The organism is Salinivirga sp., assembly GCF_035268865.1.
Classification (GTDB): domain Bacteria; phylum Bacteroidota; class Bacteroidia; order Bacteroidales; family Salinivirgaceae; genus Salinivirga.
The window spans coordinates 1-20,617 of the sequence record NZ_DATFKB010000194.1 but is presented as its reverse complement, the minus strand read 5'-3'; the positions used below and the strand labels follow the sequence as shown (position 1 = coordinate 20,617).

17 protein-coding genes are annotated in these 20,617 nt (G+C 38.9%); 11 read left to right on the top strand and 6 right to left on the bottom strand.

Annotated features, from left to right (window positions below; all coding sequences use genetic code 11):
• Positions 1–267 precede the first annotated feature (267 nt).
• From gdhA to VJ937_RS11795, 5 genes are all read left to right on the top strand, one after another.
• A complete protein-coding gene (gdhA, locus tag VJ937_RS11815; protein ID WP_324067351.1) occupies positions 268–1,620 on the top strand; it encodes an NADP-specific glutamate dehydrogenase in 1,353 nt (450 codons plus the stop codon).
• Between the two features lie 139 nt (positions 1,621–1,759).
• Positions 1,760–3,145: a TolC family protein gene (locus VJ937_RS11810; protein ID WP_324067349.1), complete on the top strand. Its 1,386-nt coding sequence runs from the start codon at positions 1,760–1,762 to the stop codon at positions 3,143–3,145.
• Positions 3,135–4,166 carry an efflux RND transporter periplasmic adaptor subunit gene (locus tag VJ937_RS11805; RefSeq protein WP_324067346.1) on the top strand — a complete coding sequence of 344 codons (1,032 nt, stop codon included), beginning with the start codon at positions 3,135–3,137 and terminating at the stop codon, positions 4,164–4,166. Before VJ937_RS11810 ends, VJ937_RS11805 begins: the two co-directional genes overlap by 11 nt.
• A gap of 4 nt (positions 4,167–4,170) precedes the next feature.
• On the top strand, positions 4,171–7,230 hold the full coding sequence (locus tag VJ937_RS11800; protein WP_324067344.1) for an efflux RND transporter permease subunit: 3,060 nt from the start codon (positions 4,171–4,173) through the stop codon (positions 7,228–7,230).
• Between the two features lie 86 nt (positions 7,231–7,316).
• Positions 7,317–8,411, top strand: a complete 1,095-nt coding sequence (locus VJ937_RS11795; RefSeq protein ID WP_324067341.1) for a DUF4105 domain-containing protein — start codon at positions 7,317–7,319, stop codon at positions 8,409–8,411.
• Between the two features lie 20 nt (positions 8,412–8,431).
• On the opposite strand, the gene VJ937_RS11790 is transcribed toward VJ937_RS11795, so the two are convergent.
• The 3 genes from VJ937_RS11790 to VJ937_RS11780 all read right to left on the bottom strand — a co-directional run bounded on the left by VJ937_RS11790 (position 8,432) and on the right by VJ937_RS11780 (position 12,838).
• Positions 8,432–10,210 (bottom strand): SLC13 family permease, encoded by a 1,779-nt coding sequence (locus tag VJ937_RS11790; RefSeq protein ID WP_324067339.1) that lies wholly within the window; start codon positions 10,208–10,210, stop codon positions 8,432–8,434.
• A gap of 3 nt (positions 10,211–10,213) precedes the next feature.
• Positions 10,214–12,259, bottom strand: a complete 2,046-nt coding sequence (locus VJ937_RS11785; RefSeq protein WP_324067337.1) for a LysM peptidoglycan-binding domain-containing protein — start codon at positions 12,257–12,259, stop codon at positions 10,214–10,216.
• Positions 12,260–12,526: 267 nt separating this feature from the next.
• Positions 12,527–12,838, bottom strand: a complete 312-nt coding sequence (locus VJ937_RS11780; protein ID WP_324067335.1) for a hypothetical protein — start codon at positions 12,836–12,838, stop codon at positions 12,527–12,529.
• 67 nt (positions 12,839–12,905) lie between these two features.
• Between VJ937_RS11780 and VJ937_RS11775 the strand changes: the two genes are divergently transcribed.
• Both VJ937_RS11775 and VJ937_RS11770 read left to right on the top strand, forming a co-directional pair.
• A complete protein-coding gene (locus VJ937_RS11775) occupies positions 12,906–13,280 on the top strand; it encodes a DUF1987 domain-containing protein (RefSeq protein ID WP_324067333.1) in 375 nt (124 codons plus the stop codon).
• Positions 13,281–13,283: 3 nt separating this feature from the next.
• A complete protein-coding gene (locus VJ937_RS11770; RefSeq protein ID WP_324067331.1) occupies positions 13,284–14,660 on the top strand; it encodes an aldehyde dehydrogenase in 1,377 nt (458 codons plus the stop codon).
• 57 nt (positions 14,661–14,717) lie between these two features.
• Here the strand turns inward: VJ937_RS11770 and VJ937_RS11765 are convergent, their stop codons facing one another.
• The 3 genes from VJ937_RS11765 to VJ937_RS11755 all read right to left on the bottom strand — a co-directional run bounded on the left by VJ937_RS11765 (position 14,718) and on the right by VJ937_RS11755 (position 18,348).
• Positions 14,718–15,830 carry a hypothetical protein gene (locus VJ937_RS11765; RefSeq protein ID WP_324067328.1) on the bottom strand — a complete coding sequence of 371 codons (1,113 nt, stop codon included), beginning with the start codon at positions 15,828–15,830 and terminating at the stop codon, positions 14,718–14,720.
• 308 nt (positions 15,831–16,138) lie between these two features.
• On the bottom strand, positions 16,139–16,828 hold the full coding sequence (locus tag VJ937_RS11760) for a response regulator transcription factor (protein WP_324067326.1): 690 nt from the start codon (positions 16,826–16,828) through the stop codon (positions 16,139–16,141).
• Between the two features lie 11 nt (positions 16,829–16,839).
• A complete protein-coding gene (locus tag VJ937_RS11755; RefSeq protein ID WP_324067324.1) occupies positions 16,840–18,348 on the bottom strand; it encodes a HAMP domain-containing sensor histidine kinase in 1,509 nt (502 codons plus the stop codon).
• A gap of 393 nt (positions 18,349–18,741) precedes the next feature.
• Between VJ937_RS11755 and rpsF the strand changes: the two genes are divergently transcribed.
• The 4 genes from rpsF (at position 18,742) to VJ937_RS11735 (ending at position 20,405) form a co-directional block, all read left to right on the top strand.
• Complete coding sequence (rpsF, locus tag VJ937_RS11750) at positions 18,742–19,101, top strand: 30S ribosomal protein S6 (RefSeq protein WP_057951363.1); 360 nt, start codon at positions 18,742–18,744, stop codon at positions 19,099–19,101.
• A gap of 3 nt (positions 19,102–19,104) precedes the next feature.
• Positions 19,105–19,374: a 30S ribosomal protein S18 gene (gene rpsR / locus VJ937_RS11745; RefSeq protein ID WP_324067320.1), complete on the top strand. Its 270-nt coding sequence runs from the start codon at positions 19,105–19,107 to the stop codon at positions 19,372–19,374.
• A 15-nt stretch (positions 19,375–19,389) separates the two neighbouring features.
• Positions 19,390–19,836: a 50S ribosomal protein L9 gene (rplI, locus tag VJ937_RS11740; RefSeq protein ID WP_324067318.1), complete on the top strand. Its 447-nt coding sequence runs from the start codon at positions 19,390–19,392 to the stop codon at positions 19,834–19,836.
• Positions 19,837–20,024: 188 nt separating this feature from the next.
• On the top strand, positions 20,025–20,405 hold the full coding sequence (locus VJ937_RS11735) for a hypothetical protein (protein ID WP_324067316.1): 381 nt from the start codon (positions 20,025–20,027) through the stop codon (positions 20,403–20,405).
• Positions 20,406–20,617 lie beyond the last annotated feature (212 nt).

The following is a 20,617-nucleotide window of genomic DNA, read 5'->3' as shown; positions in this document are numbered from 1 at the left end:
CCCCGTGTATCATCCTGTTGGTTGTTTTGACTCATTCTGGATGCTTTTACGCATTAATACTAAGTGAAAAGATTTTACTCTTTCAATTTACATTATTTGAGGTTCTTTGACAAATAAACCTGAATAATTGAGTTTAATAGGTTAAAACCAGAAATATATGTCTTTTGATCCAAAACCAAATGCAAGGTACTAACAATCAGTTTTCAAAATGTTTGATTATGTGAAATATATGAAGTAAATTGAAAGTGCTAACTAAAATTTTACCTTATGGAAAACATGCATCAACAAGCACTAAATGACTTCATGTCCAGGATTGAAATGAAAAATCCGGGTGAAGAGGAATTTCAGCAAGCGGTTAAAGAAGTAGCCGAATCATTAATTCCATTTATTGAGGAAAACCCGCAATACAAGGAAGCAAAAGTCCTTGAACGTATTGCAGAACCGGAACGCATGATATTGTTCCGTGTACCCTGGGTCGATGATAAAGGCAATATTCAGGTGAACCGCGGCTATCGAATTGAGATGAATAGCGCTATTGGGCCTTATAAAGGAGGATTGCGTTTTCACCCGACTGTGAATCTGAGTATTCTTAAATTTTTAGCATTCGAGCAGGTATTTAAAAATTCCCTTACTACTTTGCCAATGGGCGGTGGTAAAGGCGGCTCAGATTTCGACCCCAAAGGCAAATCAGATCATGAGGTAATGCGTTTTTGTCAAAGTTTCATGAACGAGTTGCACAGGCATTTAGGTCCAAATACTGATGTTCCGGCAGGTGATATAGGTGTGGGTGGACGCGAAATTGGATTTTTATTTGGTATGTATAAAAAACTCAGAAATGAGTTTGTGGGCGTATTTACCGGAAAAGCTAAAGAGTGGGGGGGCTCCCTCATTAGACCTGAAGCTACAGGCTATGGAGCTACATATTTTGCGGAAGAGATGCTCAAAACCCGTGGAGAAGACTTTAAAGGAAAAGTAGTCGCAATTTCAGGGTCGGGTAATGTGGCACAATTTGCCACAGAAAAAGTTACTGAAATGGGTGGAAAAGTAATTACACTTTCCGACAGTAGTGGCTTTATACACGATCCTAATGGTATTGATGAAGAGAAATTAAAGTATGTGATGCATCTTAAGAATGTGAAACGCGGCCGCATCAAAGAATATGCAAATAAATATGATGTGGAATATCACGATGCTCAGCGCCCCTGGATTGTAAAATGCGATGTGGCAATGCCATGTGCTACCCAAAATGAGATCAATGAAGACGAAGCTAAGACTTTAGTGGAAAATGGTTGTTATGTTGTTTCTGAAGGGGCCAATATGCCTACTACCCCCGAAGCAGTTGAGTATTTCCAGGAAAAGCGCGTACTTTATGGCCCTGGTAAAGCAGCTAATGCCGGTGGTGTGGCTGTTTCAGGTCTTGAAATGACACAGAACAGCATGCGTCTCGCCTGGACCAGAGAAGAGGTTGATAAACGACTACATACCATTATGAAGGATATTCATTCTACATGTGTAAAATTCGGAAAACGTGATGATGGTTCTATTGATTATGTTAAAGGTTCGAATATTGGTGGATTTGTAAAAGTTGCAGATGCCATGCTTGATCAAGGTATTGTATAGATATTAAATAATTTTAATGCATACAAAGCTCCGCTGCTTGCGGGGCTTTTTTTATAATTAGAACCACATTTATATGACTACCTTTTTAATATAAACCAATTCCTTTGTAAATTCGTTTTGCTTTAACAATTGAAGATTTATGAAGCCATATCTGAGTATTTTTTTATTTCTGGGACCTTTATTGCTGTCAACCAATACTTTTGGTCAATCATCATTATTGGGCGGTTATATAAATGAAGGCCTTGAAAATAATATTGTACTAAAACAGAAAACGCTTGATTACCGAAAAAGCGTTGAAATAATTAAACAGGCAAAAAGCTATTACTGGCCCGAAATAACTGTCAATGCAAGATTTTCGAGGGCAGATGGCGGACGTACGATTGATTTGCCCGTTGGAGATATGTTAAACCCTGTTTATAGTACACTTAATCAGCTTACTGGTACTGCAATGTTTCCGCAGATAGAGAACCAGCAATTCGATTTTTTACGCACACAGGAGCATGAAACCAAAATCAGGCTAACGCAGCCTATATTAAACGGAGAAATTTATTATAAGCACAAAATGAGCCAGGCCATGAGTAATGTAAAAAAACAGGGTCGCAATGCCTATGCCCGGGAACTGGTATCAGAAATTAAAAAGGCATATTTTAATTATCTGAAAAGTATTGGTTTATTGGAGGTTTTAAATAAAAACAAGCGTATTTTAGATGAGAACCTGTATGTAAACAAAAAAATGTATGAAAATCAGAAAGTGACCTACGACCATGTTTTAAAGTCCAAAACCCGCATTGCCGAATGGGAGGAGGCACATGCCGGTGCAACAGAAAAAACGCAAAAGGCCAGGTTGTGGTTTAACTTTTTGCTTAACAGAGATCTGGGACATACGATTGAAAAAGATACTCAATTTGACTCGCTCATTCCGATCCAAAAAATTGATACTTTTCAACAGAACGCTTCACAGCGTGAAGAAATGGAACAGGTGTATGCAGCGGCTAAGGCTGCCCGATATAATGAAAAACTCATGAAATCGAACTACTGGCCAGAACTTACATTTGTTTTTGATTATGGTTTTCAGGGCAAACATTATCAGTTTGAGCACGATGATGACTTTTACATTGCATCACTTGTGTTGCAATGGCCCCTTTTTCGGGGAATGAGACGGAATTCAAAACTGGAGAAAGCACGCATTGGCCTTCAGGAGGCTGAATTGGAAAAACAAAAAGTGCAAAAACAGATTGATATACAGTTGATTAATGCATATTACAGTCTGAGAGCTGCTTACAAGAAGTATGAGGCCAAAACACAACAGGTGAAACATACAAAAGCTACATGGAAAATCATTAATAAAAAATACCGGCAAGGCATGGTAAATCAACTTGAACATATTAATGCCCTGGAAGAATTTAGAATAGCGCAGGAACAACAGGTTATTTCCAGATATGATTTTTACATAAAAAAGGCACGGCTTGAGAAAGTTGCTGCCCAAATAAATATGGAGCAAAAATACGATCAGTATGAAAAATAGTCCTTTTATCATAATTGTATTAATGGTTTTGGTAAGTTGCCAGATCGACAACCCAGGCAAAAAGGAATCAACGAACCCTGAAGTTGCTGTTGAGACCGTGGAGCGGGTTACCAGGCAATGGCCCATTCACACGGTAGGTACCATAGAAGCAGACAAAAACCTCAAACTGAGCTTTAAAATTGGCGGTATCATTGATCAGATTAATGTTGAACCCGGAGACCAGGTAGCCAAAGACCAAACACTTGCCCGTTTAAATACGGTTGAAATATCCTCCAGAGTAAAACAAGCCAAACTCGCCGTTGATAAAGCCAATCGTGATTTTGAACGTGTAAACAATTTGTACAAAGATAGTGTGGCCACACTCGAACAATGGCAAAATACAAAAACTGCCCTGGAAGCAGCACGTGCCGAATTGCAAATGGCCCGTTTTAACCAAAAACACGCTACAATTAAAGCACCCCAGCCAGCAACTGTTTTAAGGCAACTGGCACAACCCGGCGAAATGATTGGTGCCGGGTACCCGCTTATTGTACTTGGTATTACCGGCAGGCAATATCGTGTAGTAGCCCAGGTAACAGATCGTGAGTGGGTGCAAATCAAAAAAGGTGACAGCGCTGTGCTTAGCATGGATGCGCACCCAGGTAAGTCTTTCAACGCACGCATAGAACAAATCAATCCATTACCTGAAAAATATACTGGTACTTATCGCGTCAAATTAATTTTTGAAAAAACCGATTTGTCAATGACTACAGGTATGATTACGCGTGTTAAAATTTATCCAGGAACAACACAACAGTACTTTAAAATACCTATCGATGCTCTGGTCGAAGCCAGTGGCAATGAGGGGTATGTGTATGTCTTAGAAGAGGCTAAGGCCCAACGGCGTCAGATACAAATAGCACGTGTCGACCGGGCAAATCTTTACGTACAGAAAGGTTTAAAAAAGGGGGAAAAAGTTATTACAAGTGGTAAAAGTTTTGTTTCGACAGGACAGGAAGTGAAAATTATTCAAAAGAACTGACTCTATGGGCATTACATCGCTTGTACTTAAGCATCATAAGTTTGCTACCATTATTTTTCTGCTATTGTTTGTAATTGGCATGAATTCATTTTTGAATATGCCCCGTACTGAGAATCCACAAATAACGGTACCTGCAGCAACCGTTTTTGCCATTTACCCCGGAGCCAATCCGGTTGATCTTGAGCAGCTTATTGCACAGCCCATTGAAGATGCTATTAGCGAACTTGAAGATATTAAACGGGTTTCCACCTCTATTCGTGATGGACTTGTGGTGGTCAATGTGGAATTTTATTTTGGTGTAGATACCGATGAAAAATACAACAAGGTAGTGCAGGAGATAAATAGCGTGCGGGAAGCATTGCCAGATGATTTATACAGTCTGGAAACCCTAAAATGGCGGGTTTCAGATCAGGTTTTAATGCAGTTAGCCCTCACTGCAGATAGCCTGCCTTATCATGTATTGCGCATGAAAGCCGAAAAAATTCAGGATGCTGTTAAAAAGTTACCAGCTATACGCAAAGTAGAAGTACTTGCTGCACCTGAACAAGAGGTTATTGTAGAGCTCGATATGGAAAAAATGGGCGCTCTGAACCTGGGTATCGATCGTGTGGCAAAAGCCATAAAGAGCAACAATGCAAATATTCCAGGTGGCTCGGTGAAGCTGGGTCAACGTAGTTTTGGGGTTAAAACAAGTGGTGCATACACCAATTTGGACCAAATAGCTGCTACGGTTGTGCATGCACAAAATGGGTATTTAATTCGCCTCAAAGATGTGGCAACCGTACGAATGGGGGATGAAGACGAAAAATATAAAGGTCGTTTCAAGGGTATCAAATCAGTTTTCGTGGCCATATACCAAAAAGAAGGGCGTAATGTTTTTGAAACTACAAAAGAGGTAGACCGGGTTTTACAAAAAATTGACAGTCAATTTAGTGCCAATATTGAATTAAACCGGGTGTTTAAGCAATCACGTGAGGTTGAAAACAAGATTTCTAACTTTCAGGGTAATCTTTTTCAGGGTATTGCCCTGGTAGGTATTTTAATCTTTCTTGCGCTTGGCGTGCGGTCAGCCTTTCTGGTCATTATTGCCATTCCGCTCTCTATCATTATTGGCCTGTTCGGGGTCGATATATCAGGTTTTGCCATGCAGCAGATGACCATTGCAGGATTGGTAATTGCACTTGGATTGCTGGTCGATAACTCCATTGTAATGACCGAAGGTATTAATCGCTACATTGATCAGGGTAATAAACCGGCTAAGGCTGCTGTGCTTGCTGCTGCAGAAATCGGATGGCCCGTTATTGCGGCTACGCTCACTACGGTATTGGCTTTTGTCCCCATCATAGCCATGCCCGACAAGGCTGGTGTTTTTATCAGAAGTATGCCGGTGACCATTATTTTAACATTATCTGTTTCGCTATTATTGGCCTTAACACTCACACCCCTGTTAGCCAGTCGTTTTTTTAAAAACAGGAGTAATGCAACAACCAAAAATGATGGTAAACAGGCGAAGGGCATCAAACGCTTATTTAACTACCTGGTGGAGCACAGTTACCGCGATACTATTGTTTTTGCATTAAAGCACAGGTGGCTTGTAATATGGGGCGCAATTGGTGTTTTTTCTATTACCATGTTGATGGCTTATTTGTATTTAGGTATAAGTTTTTTTCCCAAGGCAGAGAAAGGACAATTTTTGGTGCGAGCAAACCTTCCGCAAGGAAGTAGCCTGGAGCATACGAGTGAAGTGGTAACGCACATAGAAACCGTACTTGATTCTATTCCCGATGTTAAATTTTATGCCAGCAATATCGGCCACGGCAATCCACGGATTTATTACAATGTACTGTCTAAAAACTATCAGAAAAGCTTTGGTGAGGTCTTTGTTCAGTTGGAATCCTACGACGTGGATAAATTTGATGCCCTTGTGGATCGTCTGCGTGGTTTATTTGATAAGTACCCCGATGCCCGCATTGAAATAAAAGAATTTGAGCAGAGTCCACCTGTCGATGCCCCTATAATGGTGTACATTAAAGGCAATGAACTGGAACGATTGCGTAAAATTTCAAAAACCTTCGAAAATTTGCTTGCCAGGCAACCAGGCGTAATAAATCTGGATAACTCCCTTTCAAAGGTACGTACCGATTTACTGGTAGATATTAACCGCGACAAAGCCAACATGTATGGTGTCCCTGTTCATGCAATCGACAAAGCAGTACGCACTGCAGTTGCAGGTATGCAGGTCGATCAATTCCGCGATGAAAAAGGAGAGGAGTACCCAATTACACTTCGCATGCCCCAGGGTGATGAATTTAGTCCTGATGATTTCAGAAAGGTATACATTAAATCAATGGCCGGATATGCTGTACCGCTAAATCAACTGGCATCAATAAAATTTCAAAAAGCACCAAATGAAATCAGACGCTTCAATTACGAGAGAACTGCGCTACTGACGGCAGATCTGGAAAAAGGAGCCAGCCTTGATGAAGCACTCGAACCGGTTATTGCCAGGCTGAAAAGTTATAATTTCCCTGAAGGCTATGATTACTACATTGGAGGTGAACTCGAAAGTCGAAAGGAGAGCTTTGGCGGTATGCAGCGAGCCGTGCTTATTGCAATTCTCATGATTTTTGCCGTGTTGGTGCTACAATTCAGGTCATATACACAGCCATTGATTATTTTTGCCACCATTCCCCTTGCTATGATCGGGTCGGTCTATGCATTGATGATTACAGGCAATACCTTCTCATTTACCGCATTTATTGGTCTTACAAGTCTTGTCGGGATTGTCATAAACAATGCAATAATACTGGTGGATTATACAAACTGGCTGCGTAAAGAGGGCCATTCCAAATTTGAAGCATTGCGCATATCAGGCGAAACCAGGTTTACACCCATTATTCTGACCACACTGACCACTGCCGGCGGACTATTACCTCTGACCTTACAAGGCGGTGACTTATGGGCACCAATGGGATGGACCATCATTGGAGGATTGCTTATATCTACATTTTTAACACTTGTGGTAGTTCCGGTTTTATACAGTGTGGTAGTTAAGGACAATTAATTGTCAAATTTAAGAAAAGCGCATCATATAGCTGTTTTTTTACTTTTATTGTGCAATTTTGCAACTGACAATAATTCCATTACCAAATGCAACGATTTCTGTTGGTCATAATCCTGTTTTTATCACTAAATGCCTGGACCAACGATAAAATAAAAATAAGCGTATTAACCTGCTCGGCGGGCGATGAGTTGTACAGTGCCTTTGGACATACGGCCTTAAGAGTTCATAACCGGCAAACCGGCGATGATTTGGTTTATAACTTCGGTCAATTTGATTTTGATACAACAAATTTTTACATGAAATTTCTACAGGGGAGATTAAAATACCGCCTGGGTATTCATTCCTATCTGGAATTTCTTGCAAAATACAGTTCTCACGGCCGATCGGTTGTAGAGCAGGAAATTGATATGCCCACAGCACAGAAAAAACAGCTGGTTGATACACTCCGGTTTTTGTACCGACCTGAAAACAGGTACTATCTTTATCATTTTATGGATAAAAACTGCACAACAGAGGTTCGCGATTTGATAATTGAAGCTTTAGGTAAAAAAATATCATTAACCCAAAAACAGGCAGGTATAACCTTCAGGCAAATGCTGGAGTATTACCTCAGCGAAAAACCCGTTTTGAAGGTCGGCATTGACTTAATTACCGGCACTAAACTTGACCGGGAATTGAACCCGTTACAAGCAATGGCTTTGCCACATAAATTAATGGCGGGTATCGATACCTTAAAATCTAATGGCAGGCCAGTTGTAAAAAGGCGCATAAATGTGGTTAGCTATCGGCAACAGCCCAATGTCCGGAGTTGGTTTTACATCATTACTTTTTATTTGTTGCTCGTAATGGTGTGGCTGTTTATATCTAAGGAACTATTCGTAAAAGTTATGTGGCTGCTTACCGCATTACCAGGCATTTTAATTTTGGGACTTCAGTTTTTTTCGGAGCATCCAGAGTTTATGAATAACTGGAATTTATTGTGGATTAACCCGTTATACCTATTACTTTTTGTAAACCGGGTAAGAAACAATAAAACAATATTTCAGGTCATTGGGTATTTCGTCATTTTTGCTTTAATCACACGATTTATAGTAGCGGGCTTACAACCTTTTAATTTTGTGTTTCTTCCATGGACGGTACTTTTAATTCTGACTTTTTTACCATCCTTGATAAAAAAATGAAGGATAAAACAAAACCTGCGCTAAAAATACATAAGGCTTAAAATAGCAATGGTGCCAGCCATATAAATTAGCGTAAGCGGAAAACCTATTCGGAAGAAATTCCTGAAAGTATAGCGCCCCGGACCATAAACCATGAGGTTTGTTTGGTAACCATGCGGGGTTATGAAGTTTGCAGCTGCAGCAAAAGCCACAACCAGTATGAAAGGCATAGGATTGAGGTCCAGGTTGGCTGCCAGCGATAATGAAATGGGGAAGATCAAAGCAACGGCAGCTTTATTGGTAATATAAGCAGCCAAAATCGATGTTACAAAATATATACCTGCAAGCAGTGCGACATGTCCCCATGGCAGGAAAGCCTCAATAAAGAGATTTGCCACCATATCGGCCACACCTGTTTTGAGCATTGCATTTCCAAGCGCAATGGCCAGGGCTATAATCAGAATCAGGTCGTAATCTATGCTTTTATGCATATCTTTGGGGCTGGTAATTTTCAATGGTAAAAGTATAAGTAATAACACCATTATCCCCATAAACAATGGAATAATACGAAATGCCGAAAGCATAATAGCTACAAGTGTGCCGCCAAGCAACAGGGTAGTGCGGAAGACCCCTAATCTGCGCACTTCCTTGATTTGTGAGATGTAGTATACATCGGAACTATAAGTGATGCGTTCTGCAAACAGGTCATCTACCAGCAACAGAAGGACATCGCCTGCGCGCAGTTTTTCATCATCAATAACTCCTGTTAAACGCTCACCATTGCGGTGTATCGCAATAAGCGCTCCATTAAATTTAGCTCTGAAATTGATCTGCTGTACCTCTTTGGAAATAAGTGTGGAATTATGTGAGACCACTACTTCAACCAACTCGGTTTTACTTTTATGCTTGAGCATCCCAACTTTGGGGAAAGTCAGCCCGCTGGTATCGCTCAACAGGTCAGCCACATTGTTTGACTCTGCTGCAAATCGCAGCATATCGTTTTCTTTCAATATAAGTCCTTCATCACTTACCTTGATGGTTTGTTTGTCGCGGATAATTTCAAACAAAAACAGCCCTTCAATTCCAATAAGTCCCGACTGATGCAGTGGTTTATTAATCAGGTGAGATTTGGGCCGAATTTGCGCCTCAAGAATGAATTTTCTTGATGAACGGGAAATGTCCGATAAAGCATCTTTATTCCATGGCAATAGTTTATCACTGAATAGCGCCAGATAAAGGTAACCCAATATGAGCATAGGAACACCAACATAAGCAAAATCGAACATATTGAGTGGCTCAAGGTTGGGTATGATGCTTTGATCCTGTACAAATCCACTTACAATAAGGTTGGTAGAAGTTCCAATCAAAGTGGCACAACCACCTAAAATGGCTGCATATGAAAGCGGGATGAGTAATTTTGAAGGTGATTCGTTGTGTTTTTTCGACCAATTGTGTACAAATGGCATCATAATGGCTACAAGGGGTGTATTATTTAAAAAGGCCGAGAAAAACCCCACCATTATCATCATGCGATTCCGGAATCGCGAGACGGTATTGGCTCTTTTAAAAATTCGTTCAAAAGCAATTTCAATGACGGAAGTTCGCCGGATGATGTCGCCAAGCAAAATAAGCAGTATAATAACAGCCAGTTGCTCGTTGGCAAATCCAGCCAATATTTCAGAGGGCGAAAGCACACCGAAAATACCCAAAAAAACAACTGCTACCAAAAATGTATAGGCAGGACCAATCCATTCAAGGTAAAGACTTAATAGAATAAAAAGCACAGCTATAATGACCAGCGTACCGCCAAATACATCCATATACTATCGATTTGATTCTGTTACGGGGCGAAGTAAATAGTTACGTTGAAAGTTTAAAAGAAGCATTTCTTCATTGATAAAACCGCTACCCTTATTTTGCTGTTGAAAATTGAAATTCATCTGTAGCAAAGCTGGATAAAACTGGTCAAAACAACAATAAAAACGCCCTCCAAATAATTGATAGGCATGCATAAAGTAATAACTTATATCATACCCGTAAAATGCATACTTGCCAGGTTCTTTTTCAAAAAATTTACGGTGTTTATATACAAAATCGAGCACCGCCTCAGATTCATAATCTATGTAATTGAGATTAAAAATATGGGTATTCAGATTATGGAAAAACTGTATGTCAATGTTCTCATAGTTGATCATCCGGGGGTGGCCAAAAAGTGTAATGTCGTGGTTTTCGCTAAGTGTATTGAGCCTGGCAACCACGTCACTCACAAATGCTTTGTCAGACGATGGTAGTATGACAAAATTATGCAGACTGTCTACAAACGGATCAAGGTTGAGTTCTTCGTCTCCTGCATAGTAAGTTATTTCGGCATAGCCAAGGTGTTCAATTTCATTAACTGTTTTACCCCTGAAAAATTCGTCTTTAAAAGCATTTACAAACGATTCCTCAGGTCGGTTGCCATTTTTAATGATGATGTAATTATCGGCTTTAAATTCCTTCGTAGTAGCAATGGTTTTTCGATGCAGAATGTGCTCCGTAGGACTTACCTGGAAACCTTTAACATAGTTTTTCAAAAAGTCCGGTTCCGTACTTAGCGGACTAACCACGGGAATATCAAACAGTTTGGCTCTCTCTACCACAATAGGTAAGTTTTGGCTGTAAACCGGTCCGATAATAAGGTCAAAATAGGGAAAAAGTGAACTTTCAGTTATGGATTTAACTTTTAGCGTGTCGTTTTCTGTATCAAAAACATGCAGGTCGATATTCATTCCCTTTTTACTCATATCCTCAACTGCAAGCAACACGCCCTCATAAAAGTCCAAAAATATACGACTGCGCTTATATATTTTTTGGTAAGTTAGGTTGCGGTTAATGGTATCATTTGTAAAGCTGTAGAGTGGGAGCATTAATGCAACCTGCATTCTGTCCTTTCCACCATCAACCGGGCATTGGCAGGTATCCTGCAGCAATGAGTCTGAGGTTTGAGTTATCATTCCGTCAGGTTGAGATGGAAGGGTATCGGGTAGGGTTATTTCATCTTTTGGTAATTTAATGTATTCGCCCGAAAGCAGTTCTCGTCTGGTTAGTTGTGGATTATGCTCAATTATTTTAGTATCAGTGGTTTCATATTTTATGGCAATTGAATATAATGTTTCGCCGGGTTTAACATTGTGGTAATAGTATTTCTTCTTTTTCGCTGTAGGTTTTTGATCCGCGTATTTTACTTCACCCTTTTCGATTTTAATTACCTGGCCGGGTTGCAAATCATTTGGGTCAATATTGTTGTTTTCTCTCTTTATTTTACGCGCTTTAACACCATATGCACGGGCAATGGAATAAAGTGTTTCGCCTTTTTTTATAATATGGTATATGAAATCGGCATCCTGCAAAACTTTTGCTGTGGTGGTATCGGGTTTTTCGGGCAGGAAAAGTTTTTGTCCGCGGTAAATGGCATCTTTAGCACCGGGGTTAAGCGAATAAAGATTTTTGAGGGAGATATGGTAGTTTCTGGCGATAGAATATGCTGTTTCCCCGGAATCAACCACATGGATGCGTGGCATATCTGCTTTTTCAGGGGCAGGTGCTTTTTCTTTACTTATGGGAATTTTTACAGGCTGGCCGACTGACAATCCTTCCGCTTTTATATTGAAATTTTCCTTTTCAATATCTTCCACTGTTACATTGTAGGCTTTAGCAATTCTGTATAATGTCTGCCCTCTTTTTACTATGTGTATGTAAAAGGGTTTTCCAGATATAAATACCTTATTGTTAGTTTTGTTTACTTTAAGGGTGTCCTGAGCTACCAGCTGCTGACTATGCATTACAGCAAAGGCAAATATGGCAAACAATACATATTTGTTTAAACGCATTGTATATATTTTTTTATAAAGCTTTTCCAGCCTCAAACCTACATATTTTTTTTCATGTAGGTTAAATCAAATTGATTAAAATTTTGAAGCATCCGCCTAATTTAAGAAGTTTTTATCTTTTAAAGAACTCATCTATTGAAACACAAAGGAATAAAACAAAAGACCCGGAAATCTGGGAGAAATCCGGGTCTTAATCACTAACTAAATTACTGCATATGAAAAAATAGCCATGAATCACTTTGAATATTACAAAACTTATGCCACAAATTATGAATATAGTTCATCATCTGTATACGTATTTTCAAAATAGAAGGTTCTTCTAATTTTTAAAATATTGTTAATCATGTTAATTGAGGTGGCTGCTTTATCATAATCTGGATCAATTGTAAGTACATGTTTATAAACATTGAGTGCATCGCCGTATTGCTGTTGTTTGGTAAGAATTTTTCCTTTGAAGCAAAGTGCATCTATATCCTGGCTATTTTGTTTTAGAATCTTATCTATTTCATGCATGGCATCTTCCAGGTTGTAATTCTCAATAAGGTTGTATATTTTTTCCTTTCTTAATGCTTTATCCATATCTTTATGTTTTTAACAGGGAAACTTAAATCAAATTATTTTGTTTTCGATAAAACGCTGATTGACTATGAGTATTTATATACATGAGCCCACTTCTGATTTACCATCAATAACACTGGACAAACGCACCGGAACTTTTGAAATTGGTGGTACATCTTTTCCGGAAGATGCACACGAATTTTTTAATCCGGTTCTGGAGTGGATTGATGAATTCATGGAGGATCCGCTTGATGAACTTTGCCTGTGTTTCAAATTGACTTATTATAATACTTCTTCATCAAAAATTATACATACTATTTTTGAAAAATTCGAAGAATTGTATGACAAAGGTTATGCCATTACAATTAAATGGTACCATGAAGCAGAGGATGAAGATATGTATGAGTCTGGCCTGGCATATAAAGATCGTATAGATATTCCTTTTGAAATTATTGAAATGTAATTTATGCAAGATATTTCAGCATTGCTCAAACGTCAGTCTGCATTTTTTTATGAAGAGGCAGACTTGAATGTGGACTTTAGAATTAAAGCACTAAACAAGCTCGCAGAGGTTATAAAAAAATATGAAGACCCAATACATGCTGCCCTGAAAGCCGATTTGGGTAAAAGTAGTTATGAATCTTTTATTACCGAAACAGGTTTTGTACAGCATGAAATAAGCTTTGTAAAAAGGCACCTCAAGCAATGGGCAAAACCCCAAAAAGTAAAAAAGTCGTTGAAATTACTGTTTGCGACCAAAAGCTATCTACATTATGAGGCGCGGGGCCAGGTGTTGATTTATGCTCCCTGGAATTATCCCTTTCAGCTATTTATGTCACCATTGATTGGTGCTATTGCTGCCGGAAATACGGTGGTGCTTAAACCATCGGAACATGCACCTACGGTTTCATCTGTTCTGGAGCAAATGATCAGTGAGATTTTTCCTGAAAAGTATATTGCTGTAGTGCAGGGAGATGCTACAGTGGCACAGGAGCTGTCAAAGCTCGATTGGGATATGATTTTTTTCACAGGTTCAACTGCTGTAGGTCAAAAAATATATGAACAGGCTGCTCAAAAACTTATACCCGTAGTTTTAGAACTGGGAGGTAAGTGTCCGGTACTGGTTCATAAAGATGCCAACCTTAAGGTTGCTGCACGTCGCATTGCATGGGGCAAAATTCTAAATGCCGGGCAAACCTGCATAGCTCCTGATCATATTGTTGTGCATAAGTCAGTTAAGGATCGTTTGTTGAAGCTTTTGTGCAAGGAATTTAAAGCAATGTTAGGCAAAAATCCCGCAGAATCGGCTGCTTACGCGCGAATAGTGAACAAGGCCCATTTCGAGCGGTTGGTTAATATGCTTGATCAGGCCGAAATATTCTGTGGTGGAAACTATAATGCTGAAGAACGGTATATTGAACCAACCATTGTTGATAATGTACAACCTGCTCATACTTTGATGAAAGAGGAGATTTTTGGTCCCATACTACCAGTGCAGAGCTATGAAAATATCAATGATGCCATTCTTTATATCAACAGGCTGCATCCGCCATTGGCTATATATGCTTTTACAGGTGCAAAAAGTACTTTTGAACAGATACAGCGACACACGCAAAGCGGTGCTATGGTAAAAAATGATGTGATTATGCAACTGACAAATATGTATTTACCTTTTGGCGGGGTTCGGCAAAGTGGCATTGGCCGGTACCATGGCCGCTTTAGTTTCGAAGCTTTTTCATACCAAAGGTCTTTTTTACATCAAACCACCTGGACCGATCCGGCTATGCGCTATCCGCCATATTCCGAAAAGAAATGGAAACTAATTAAAAAGGTACTAAAATAGGTTGCAAGCTATTCGATTAAAATAGGCTATAAAAGGTATTTTTCTGGCAGACACTATTTAGGCGCTTTGCATGTCACTGGGCAATATTTCATCATTTGATTCAAGTACATTCTGCAGCGGTTTAAACTGTGTACGCATAACCTGCCAGCGGTCAGGATACAAACGTGCCAGTGTTTGTATTTTTTGTCGGTGTTTACGTAAGGCATCTGTTATGGCGGGCGCACTAATAGAGGGCTCCCAGGCCAACCCAACATTCACACCGGTTAATCGCTGTCCGTTTTGTACAACTCTTTGGCCTGCTGCTTCCAGCTTTTCAAGTAAATCAAATGTTCGATTGTATTTTCCGTCGTGCCGGTGATCATGATCGCCATGCATTTGGGGGGTAGTTTGAGCAGGTTTGATTACATGCGCTTCTTTAATGGTCAAAACTTCTTCGTCTGTGCCAAAATTACTCAGCCATGCAATGGCCTCTTCAAGTATTTGTTTTAGCCCCGACGGGCTGAGCTGCTGATTTGTAAGGTAGTTCAGGGCATTTTTACTGATTTGAATCGTATACCCATGCTTTTGCCCGGCCTGCACAAGGTACTCTTCGATATAAGCCTCCATGAAATCTTCCTGACCAGTGCTTTGACGTACAGTGCTAATTCTCTGTTGCATATTGCTAATGTGGGCAGCAACCCGGTTATCGGAACTGTAGCGTTCACATTCATAATTGAGTAAATGGTAAATGGTGTGGGCCACAAGCTCTTTATGCTCTGTAGATAATCGGTTGTCGGCACGAGCTCCTGTCAATGCCTGCTGTTCATTAAAAAATATATACAGCACTATAAACTGATCATCAATAGGCGGGATGTACAGGTGTAGTATTCTATTTTTGTATTCATCAAAAATATTAAACTGTTTTTGAGCCTCTTTGTCAGCGGTTAATGGCGTTTCGTTTAAACTGGTCCATCGGTAAAAGTTTTTGGAATTCAGGTAGTTATTCTTTTTCACCTGAACCTTATTTACAAGCTGCGCTTTTTGATTATGCTGGTTGGCTTCAAAAAGATTAAAGTTTTCAGATTCGCCGTCTTCAGCAATAAGCCATACCTTATCGATACCCGGAAAGGTACGCAGCAAAAGCCTCGAAAGGACTTCCTGGAGTGGCCTTTTAAAATTGAACTGAAGCATGGCTAAAATCTTTTCAGCAAAATTAAGCAAATTCAGGGATACTTAAAAATATTTAAGCTTTGCTTAACTAAAATTAAGCAGTTGTATTTTTGCTTAAATTACGTAATCGTCTACTTAAAAGTGTTTGCGCCCTTTTTGCAAGGTAGTAAGTTTGCGGTAGAAAACAAAATAATTAAGTTTCACTTAAAAATACTGCCCACTATGTTTTATGTCATTGTCATATCTATGCTCATCGCTTTTATTGATTATTCCCGCAAACAAAAACGTCAGAAATGGGATAGCAAGTCTGAAAGAGGCCGCAAAACCGTTTAATTTGGATTGTGGTGAAGTATATATCCACTTCCATGCACATTTTCGATATGGAGCGCCGGGTCATCTTTTAAATATTTCCTAAGTTTAGTGATGTATACATCCATGCTGCGCGTGGTAAAATATGAACTTTCGCCCCAAATCTCGCGCAAAGCCAGGTCTCTGTTGACGACCTGGTTTACATTGCGCGCAAAAAGGTGCATTAAAGCGCCTTCTTTCGGACTTAGTTTTTGTTCGTTATCTCCCAACTTAAGTATACGTCTGGAAATGTTATAAGTGTACTTACCAACTTTAACCTCTTTCTCTTCCTCCTGGTTAATGGATTTGCGGCGCAAAATGGCTTTTATCTTGTAGAGCAATACTTCTGAGTCGAAAGGTTTGGTAATATAATCATCAGCACCAATTTTGAATCCTTCCAGTATATCTTCCTTCATTGATTTAGCCGTAAGGAATATAAAGGGAATATGCGGATTTATCTTGCGTATTTCTTTTGCTATGGTAAAACCATCGGTATGGGGCAACATGACATCCAGAATACAAATATCATATGATTGTTTCTGGAAGGCGTCAATAGCTTTTTCACCATCATCAATCCACGTTACCGTATATTTATTCATTTCGAGATACGATCGTAATACGGTGCCAAAGTTGATGTCATCCTCTACTAAAAATATTTTATAAACCTTCATGGTATAATGCTTTATTTATTGTCGAAATTTTCTTCAGCAATTGGAATTTTAAGTGTAAAAACCGATCCTTTATTTAATTCGCTTTTTGCCAAAATGTCGCCATTATGACGCTCCATAACTGCCTTTGCATAGCTGAGGCCGAGCCCAAAACCTTTTACATTGTGCACGTTTCCTGTGCTGGCACGATAAAACTTATCGAAAATCCTTTTTTGTGTATCCTTTGACATACCAATTCCTTTATCGGCCAGGGAAATAAAAGCATAATCGTCTCTTTTCCATATGTTTATACTTATGTCTGGAGCCTTTGTGGTATATTTAATAGCATTGTCAATCAAATTATACAACACGTTGGCAAAATGGTCACGATCTGCTTCAATATGTAGTTTCTCTTCACTCAATTTTAGCTGACTGCTTCCGTTTTTCTCTTCTATGCGCAGTTTTTGATTTTCAAGTACATCCTGTACAAATTCATTTACTTCAATAGGTTCAGGCTGTATTTTAAACTCGTTTTTATCTATTCTGGCCATTTGCAGAATATGCTCCACATGTTTGTGCATGCGCTCGCTTTCCTGTTTTATAATTTTTGTAAAACCCGATGCCGAGTCATTTATGGTACGGTTCATGGCATCTGACGCCAGACTTATTGTGGCAATAGGCGTCTTTAACTCATGGGTCATGTTATTAATGAAATCGTTTTTTATTTCCGATAACTTTTTTTGCTGAATAATGGTGCGTACAGTTAAGTAAAAAGCCACCAAAATTATGAGTGTGAACAATAACGAAAGCACTAGCAACCATTGAATAGAGTGCATCAAAAAGCGCTGTTTACCCGGGAATTGCACAATCAGTTTGGGACTGGTACCCAATACATCATTAGGAAATATTTCTGCTTTATATGTTGCATCTGTTTTATCATTAATGAACTGGCTTGATGCAATGGCAGGTTTATTTGAATCGGGTCTTATAACAGCATATTCCATAGGAATGGTAATATTAAAATTCCGTTTTTCTGCCATTAAAATAGGTTCCAGACCACTCAATTGCAGGCGCTTTTTCAATGGTAACTGTTTTACTTCTGCTTCAAAACTCAACCATTGGTGCATTGATTGTAACTGTTGGTCTTTACCCTGCATTCTCCTGTCCATCATCGATTGCATGTTGTCGAAATGGTCCAGTACTTTATTTAGCTCCTTGCCAAAAGGACTGGATTTTGTCATTTCACGCATTTGCTCCATTGATTGTTTGTTTAATTCGTTGAAAATGGAGTCCATTTGGGTATTTCTACGATTAGAATTACCCTGATATCGTTTGAAATTCCGGGGTTTTAGGCGGTACATCAGAGCCATTTCATTACGTTCGGTTTTTTGTACCACGCGATTCAGCATGGCAAATACCCGAGCACTAAAACGTTTTTCATTTTCAGACATGGTATTGTTGATCCACAATAGTTGAACTAAAATGATTCCCGCCAGGGCAAAACTGACTAACCCAATAATGTATTTTATCTGTCTTTTTTTCAAACTAGCTTCCTTTTTTGGCTTTCAATGACAAATCTAACATCTATTTTGTGTTTTCAAATCTACTTTAACCTTTCTTTAACCCTTTTTAACCGAGGTTTAACCTATTGGTTTACAGTCATATTATATATTTGTACCAGAACTTTTCAAGACATAATCACTTATTTTTATTTAGAACTTTATTAGATTTTCACAATTAGTTTAATGTTTGCTTCTTAAGAGCCCGGAGCCCCGGGCTCTTTCGCATTATAGCGTATGATCCTAATAAAGATGTGATAAATTGAGTAAAATATTTTCGAAAATAAAAAAATAACCCTATTTTTGCAGGCCGTTAAGCAAATTAAAGTTAGGTTGCTTAATCAGAATACATTAATTAATAACTAAATTTTATTAAAAATGCAGAAACAGTACGAAACCGTTTTCATTGCAAATCCCGTTTTGTCTGGAGCACAGATGAAGGAAGCGGTTGGTAAGTTTCGTGAATTAATCCAATCCAAAGGAGGAGAGGTTATCCACGAGGAAGACTGGGGACTTCGTAAGCTTGCCTACCCAATCCAGAAAAAATCAACAGGATTTTACCATTTGTTTGAATTCAAGGCTGATCCTGAGTTTATTAACAAGCTGGAAGTAGAATTCCGTCGTGACGAGCGCATCATGCGTTTCCTGACTGTTAGTTTGGACAAGTATGCGATCGAGTACAACGAGAAAAAGCGAGCTAAAAAAGAACAAGCAAAACAAAAACAAGAGGAGGAATAAACCATGGCACAAGGAAAAGACGATATCAGATATTTGACGCCACCTTCTGTGGAAATCAAAAAGAAAAAGTACTGCCGGTTTAAGAAAAACCGCATTAAATATATTGATTACAAGGATCCGGAATTTTTGAAAAAATTCCTCAACGAGCAGGGAAAAATTCTTCCTCGTCGCATTACAGGTACATCGCTAAAATACCAGCGAAAGTTATCTATATCGATCAAGCGTGCTCGCCACCTGGCTTTATTGCCTTATGTAACCGATATGATGAAATAATAAAACTTTTCAGATATGGAAATTATACTAAAACAAGATATAGTTAATCTGGGGCATGCAGATGACATTGTAGACGTTAAAGATGGTTATGCACGTAATTACCTTATTCCAAGGGGTTATGCGATTATGGCCGATGAGTCGAACAAGAAAATGCATGAAGAGAATAAACGTCAACGTGCCCACAAAGAAGCAAAACTGAAAGAAGAAGCTGAAGCGCTTGCAGAACAAATAAAAGGAAAAGAGATTAAAATTGGTGCTAAAACCAGCTCGGCCGGCAAAATATTTGGTTCTGTTAATACGATTCAAATTGCTGAAGCTCTTCAGAAAAAAGGTTTTGACATTGACCGTAAAAAGATTTCAATTGATGGTGATGCCATTAAAGAAGCCGGTACTTATAAAGCTAAAATTAGCTTACACCGCGAGGTAACTGTTGAAATTGAATTCGAAGTTTTCTCTGAATAAGAGCAATAATAAAGATATAAAGGCTGTTTGATTCCGATCTGACAGCCTTTTTTTTGCTTTCAATTCAAAAATTTTGTTTTTTTACTTACCAAAACTATTCGAGCAATTTTTGGTATAGAATAATTAATTATAGACAGCAATTGTTGAAAATTAAATATATACAAAAAGCGGCATTTATATTTTTAATCGTGTCCCTCACTGCTTTAACGCTGAAGGCGCAACAAAGCGATAGTCTTCCAAAAGATACGCTTGTATTGCTGGGCGGCAAGCCTGTTAAAGCCAGGGAAATTGAGATGACAAAAAAGGCCTTTTTAAAGACCGGGAAAATAGACGTAAATCAAAAGGGGTGCACTGTTGATCAATATTCATACAGCATGTTTGCACTGGGAAGTAACATCAGAGCAACTGTGCGCGACAGTTTAATTCCCGAAAAACTTAAAAGGGCAGTATTAGATAAACGCATAAATTACCGTTATATAAACCTTGAAGGTATCGTTATTCGGCACGGCGACGATGATCTTTTCATTCCGGAAATCGACACCATAAAAGTTAAATTTGTTTACCAATGAGGAATCTTTTAATCGCAATATTTTTGTTATCAGCTATTGGCCTAACAGGGCAGACCAGTGATTATTCAAAATCAAGGTGCATGGAATACCATAAAAACCATTGCGAAAAATCCACAAATAAATATTATAAGTATAATTCAGAATCGAGAAGCGGTTTGTTTCATAAAGGGCAGAAATCAAAAACCTTGCTCGAAGCCTTTAATGGTAGAGAT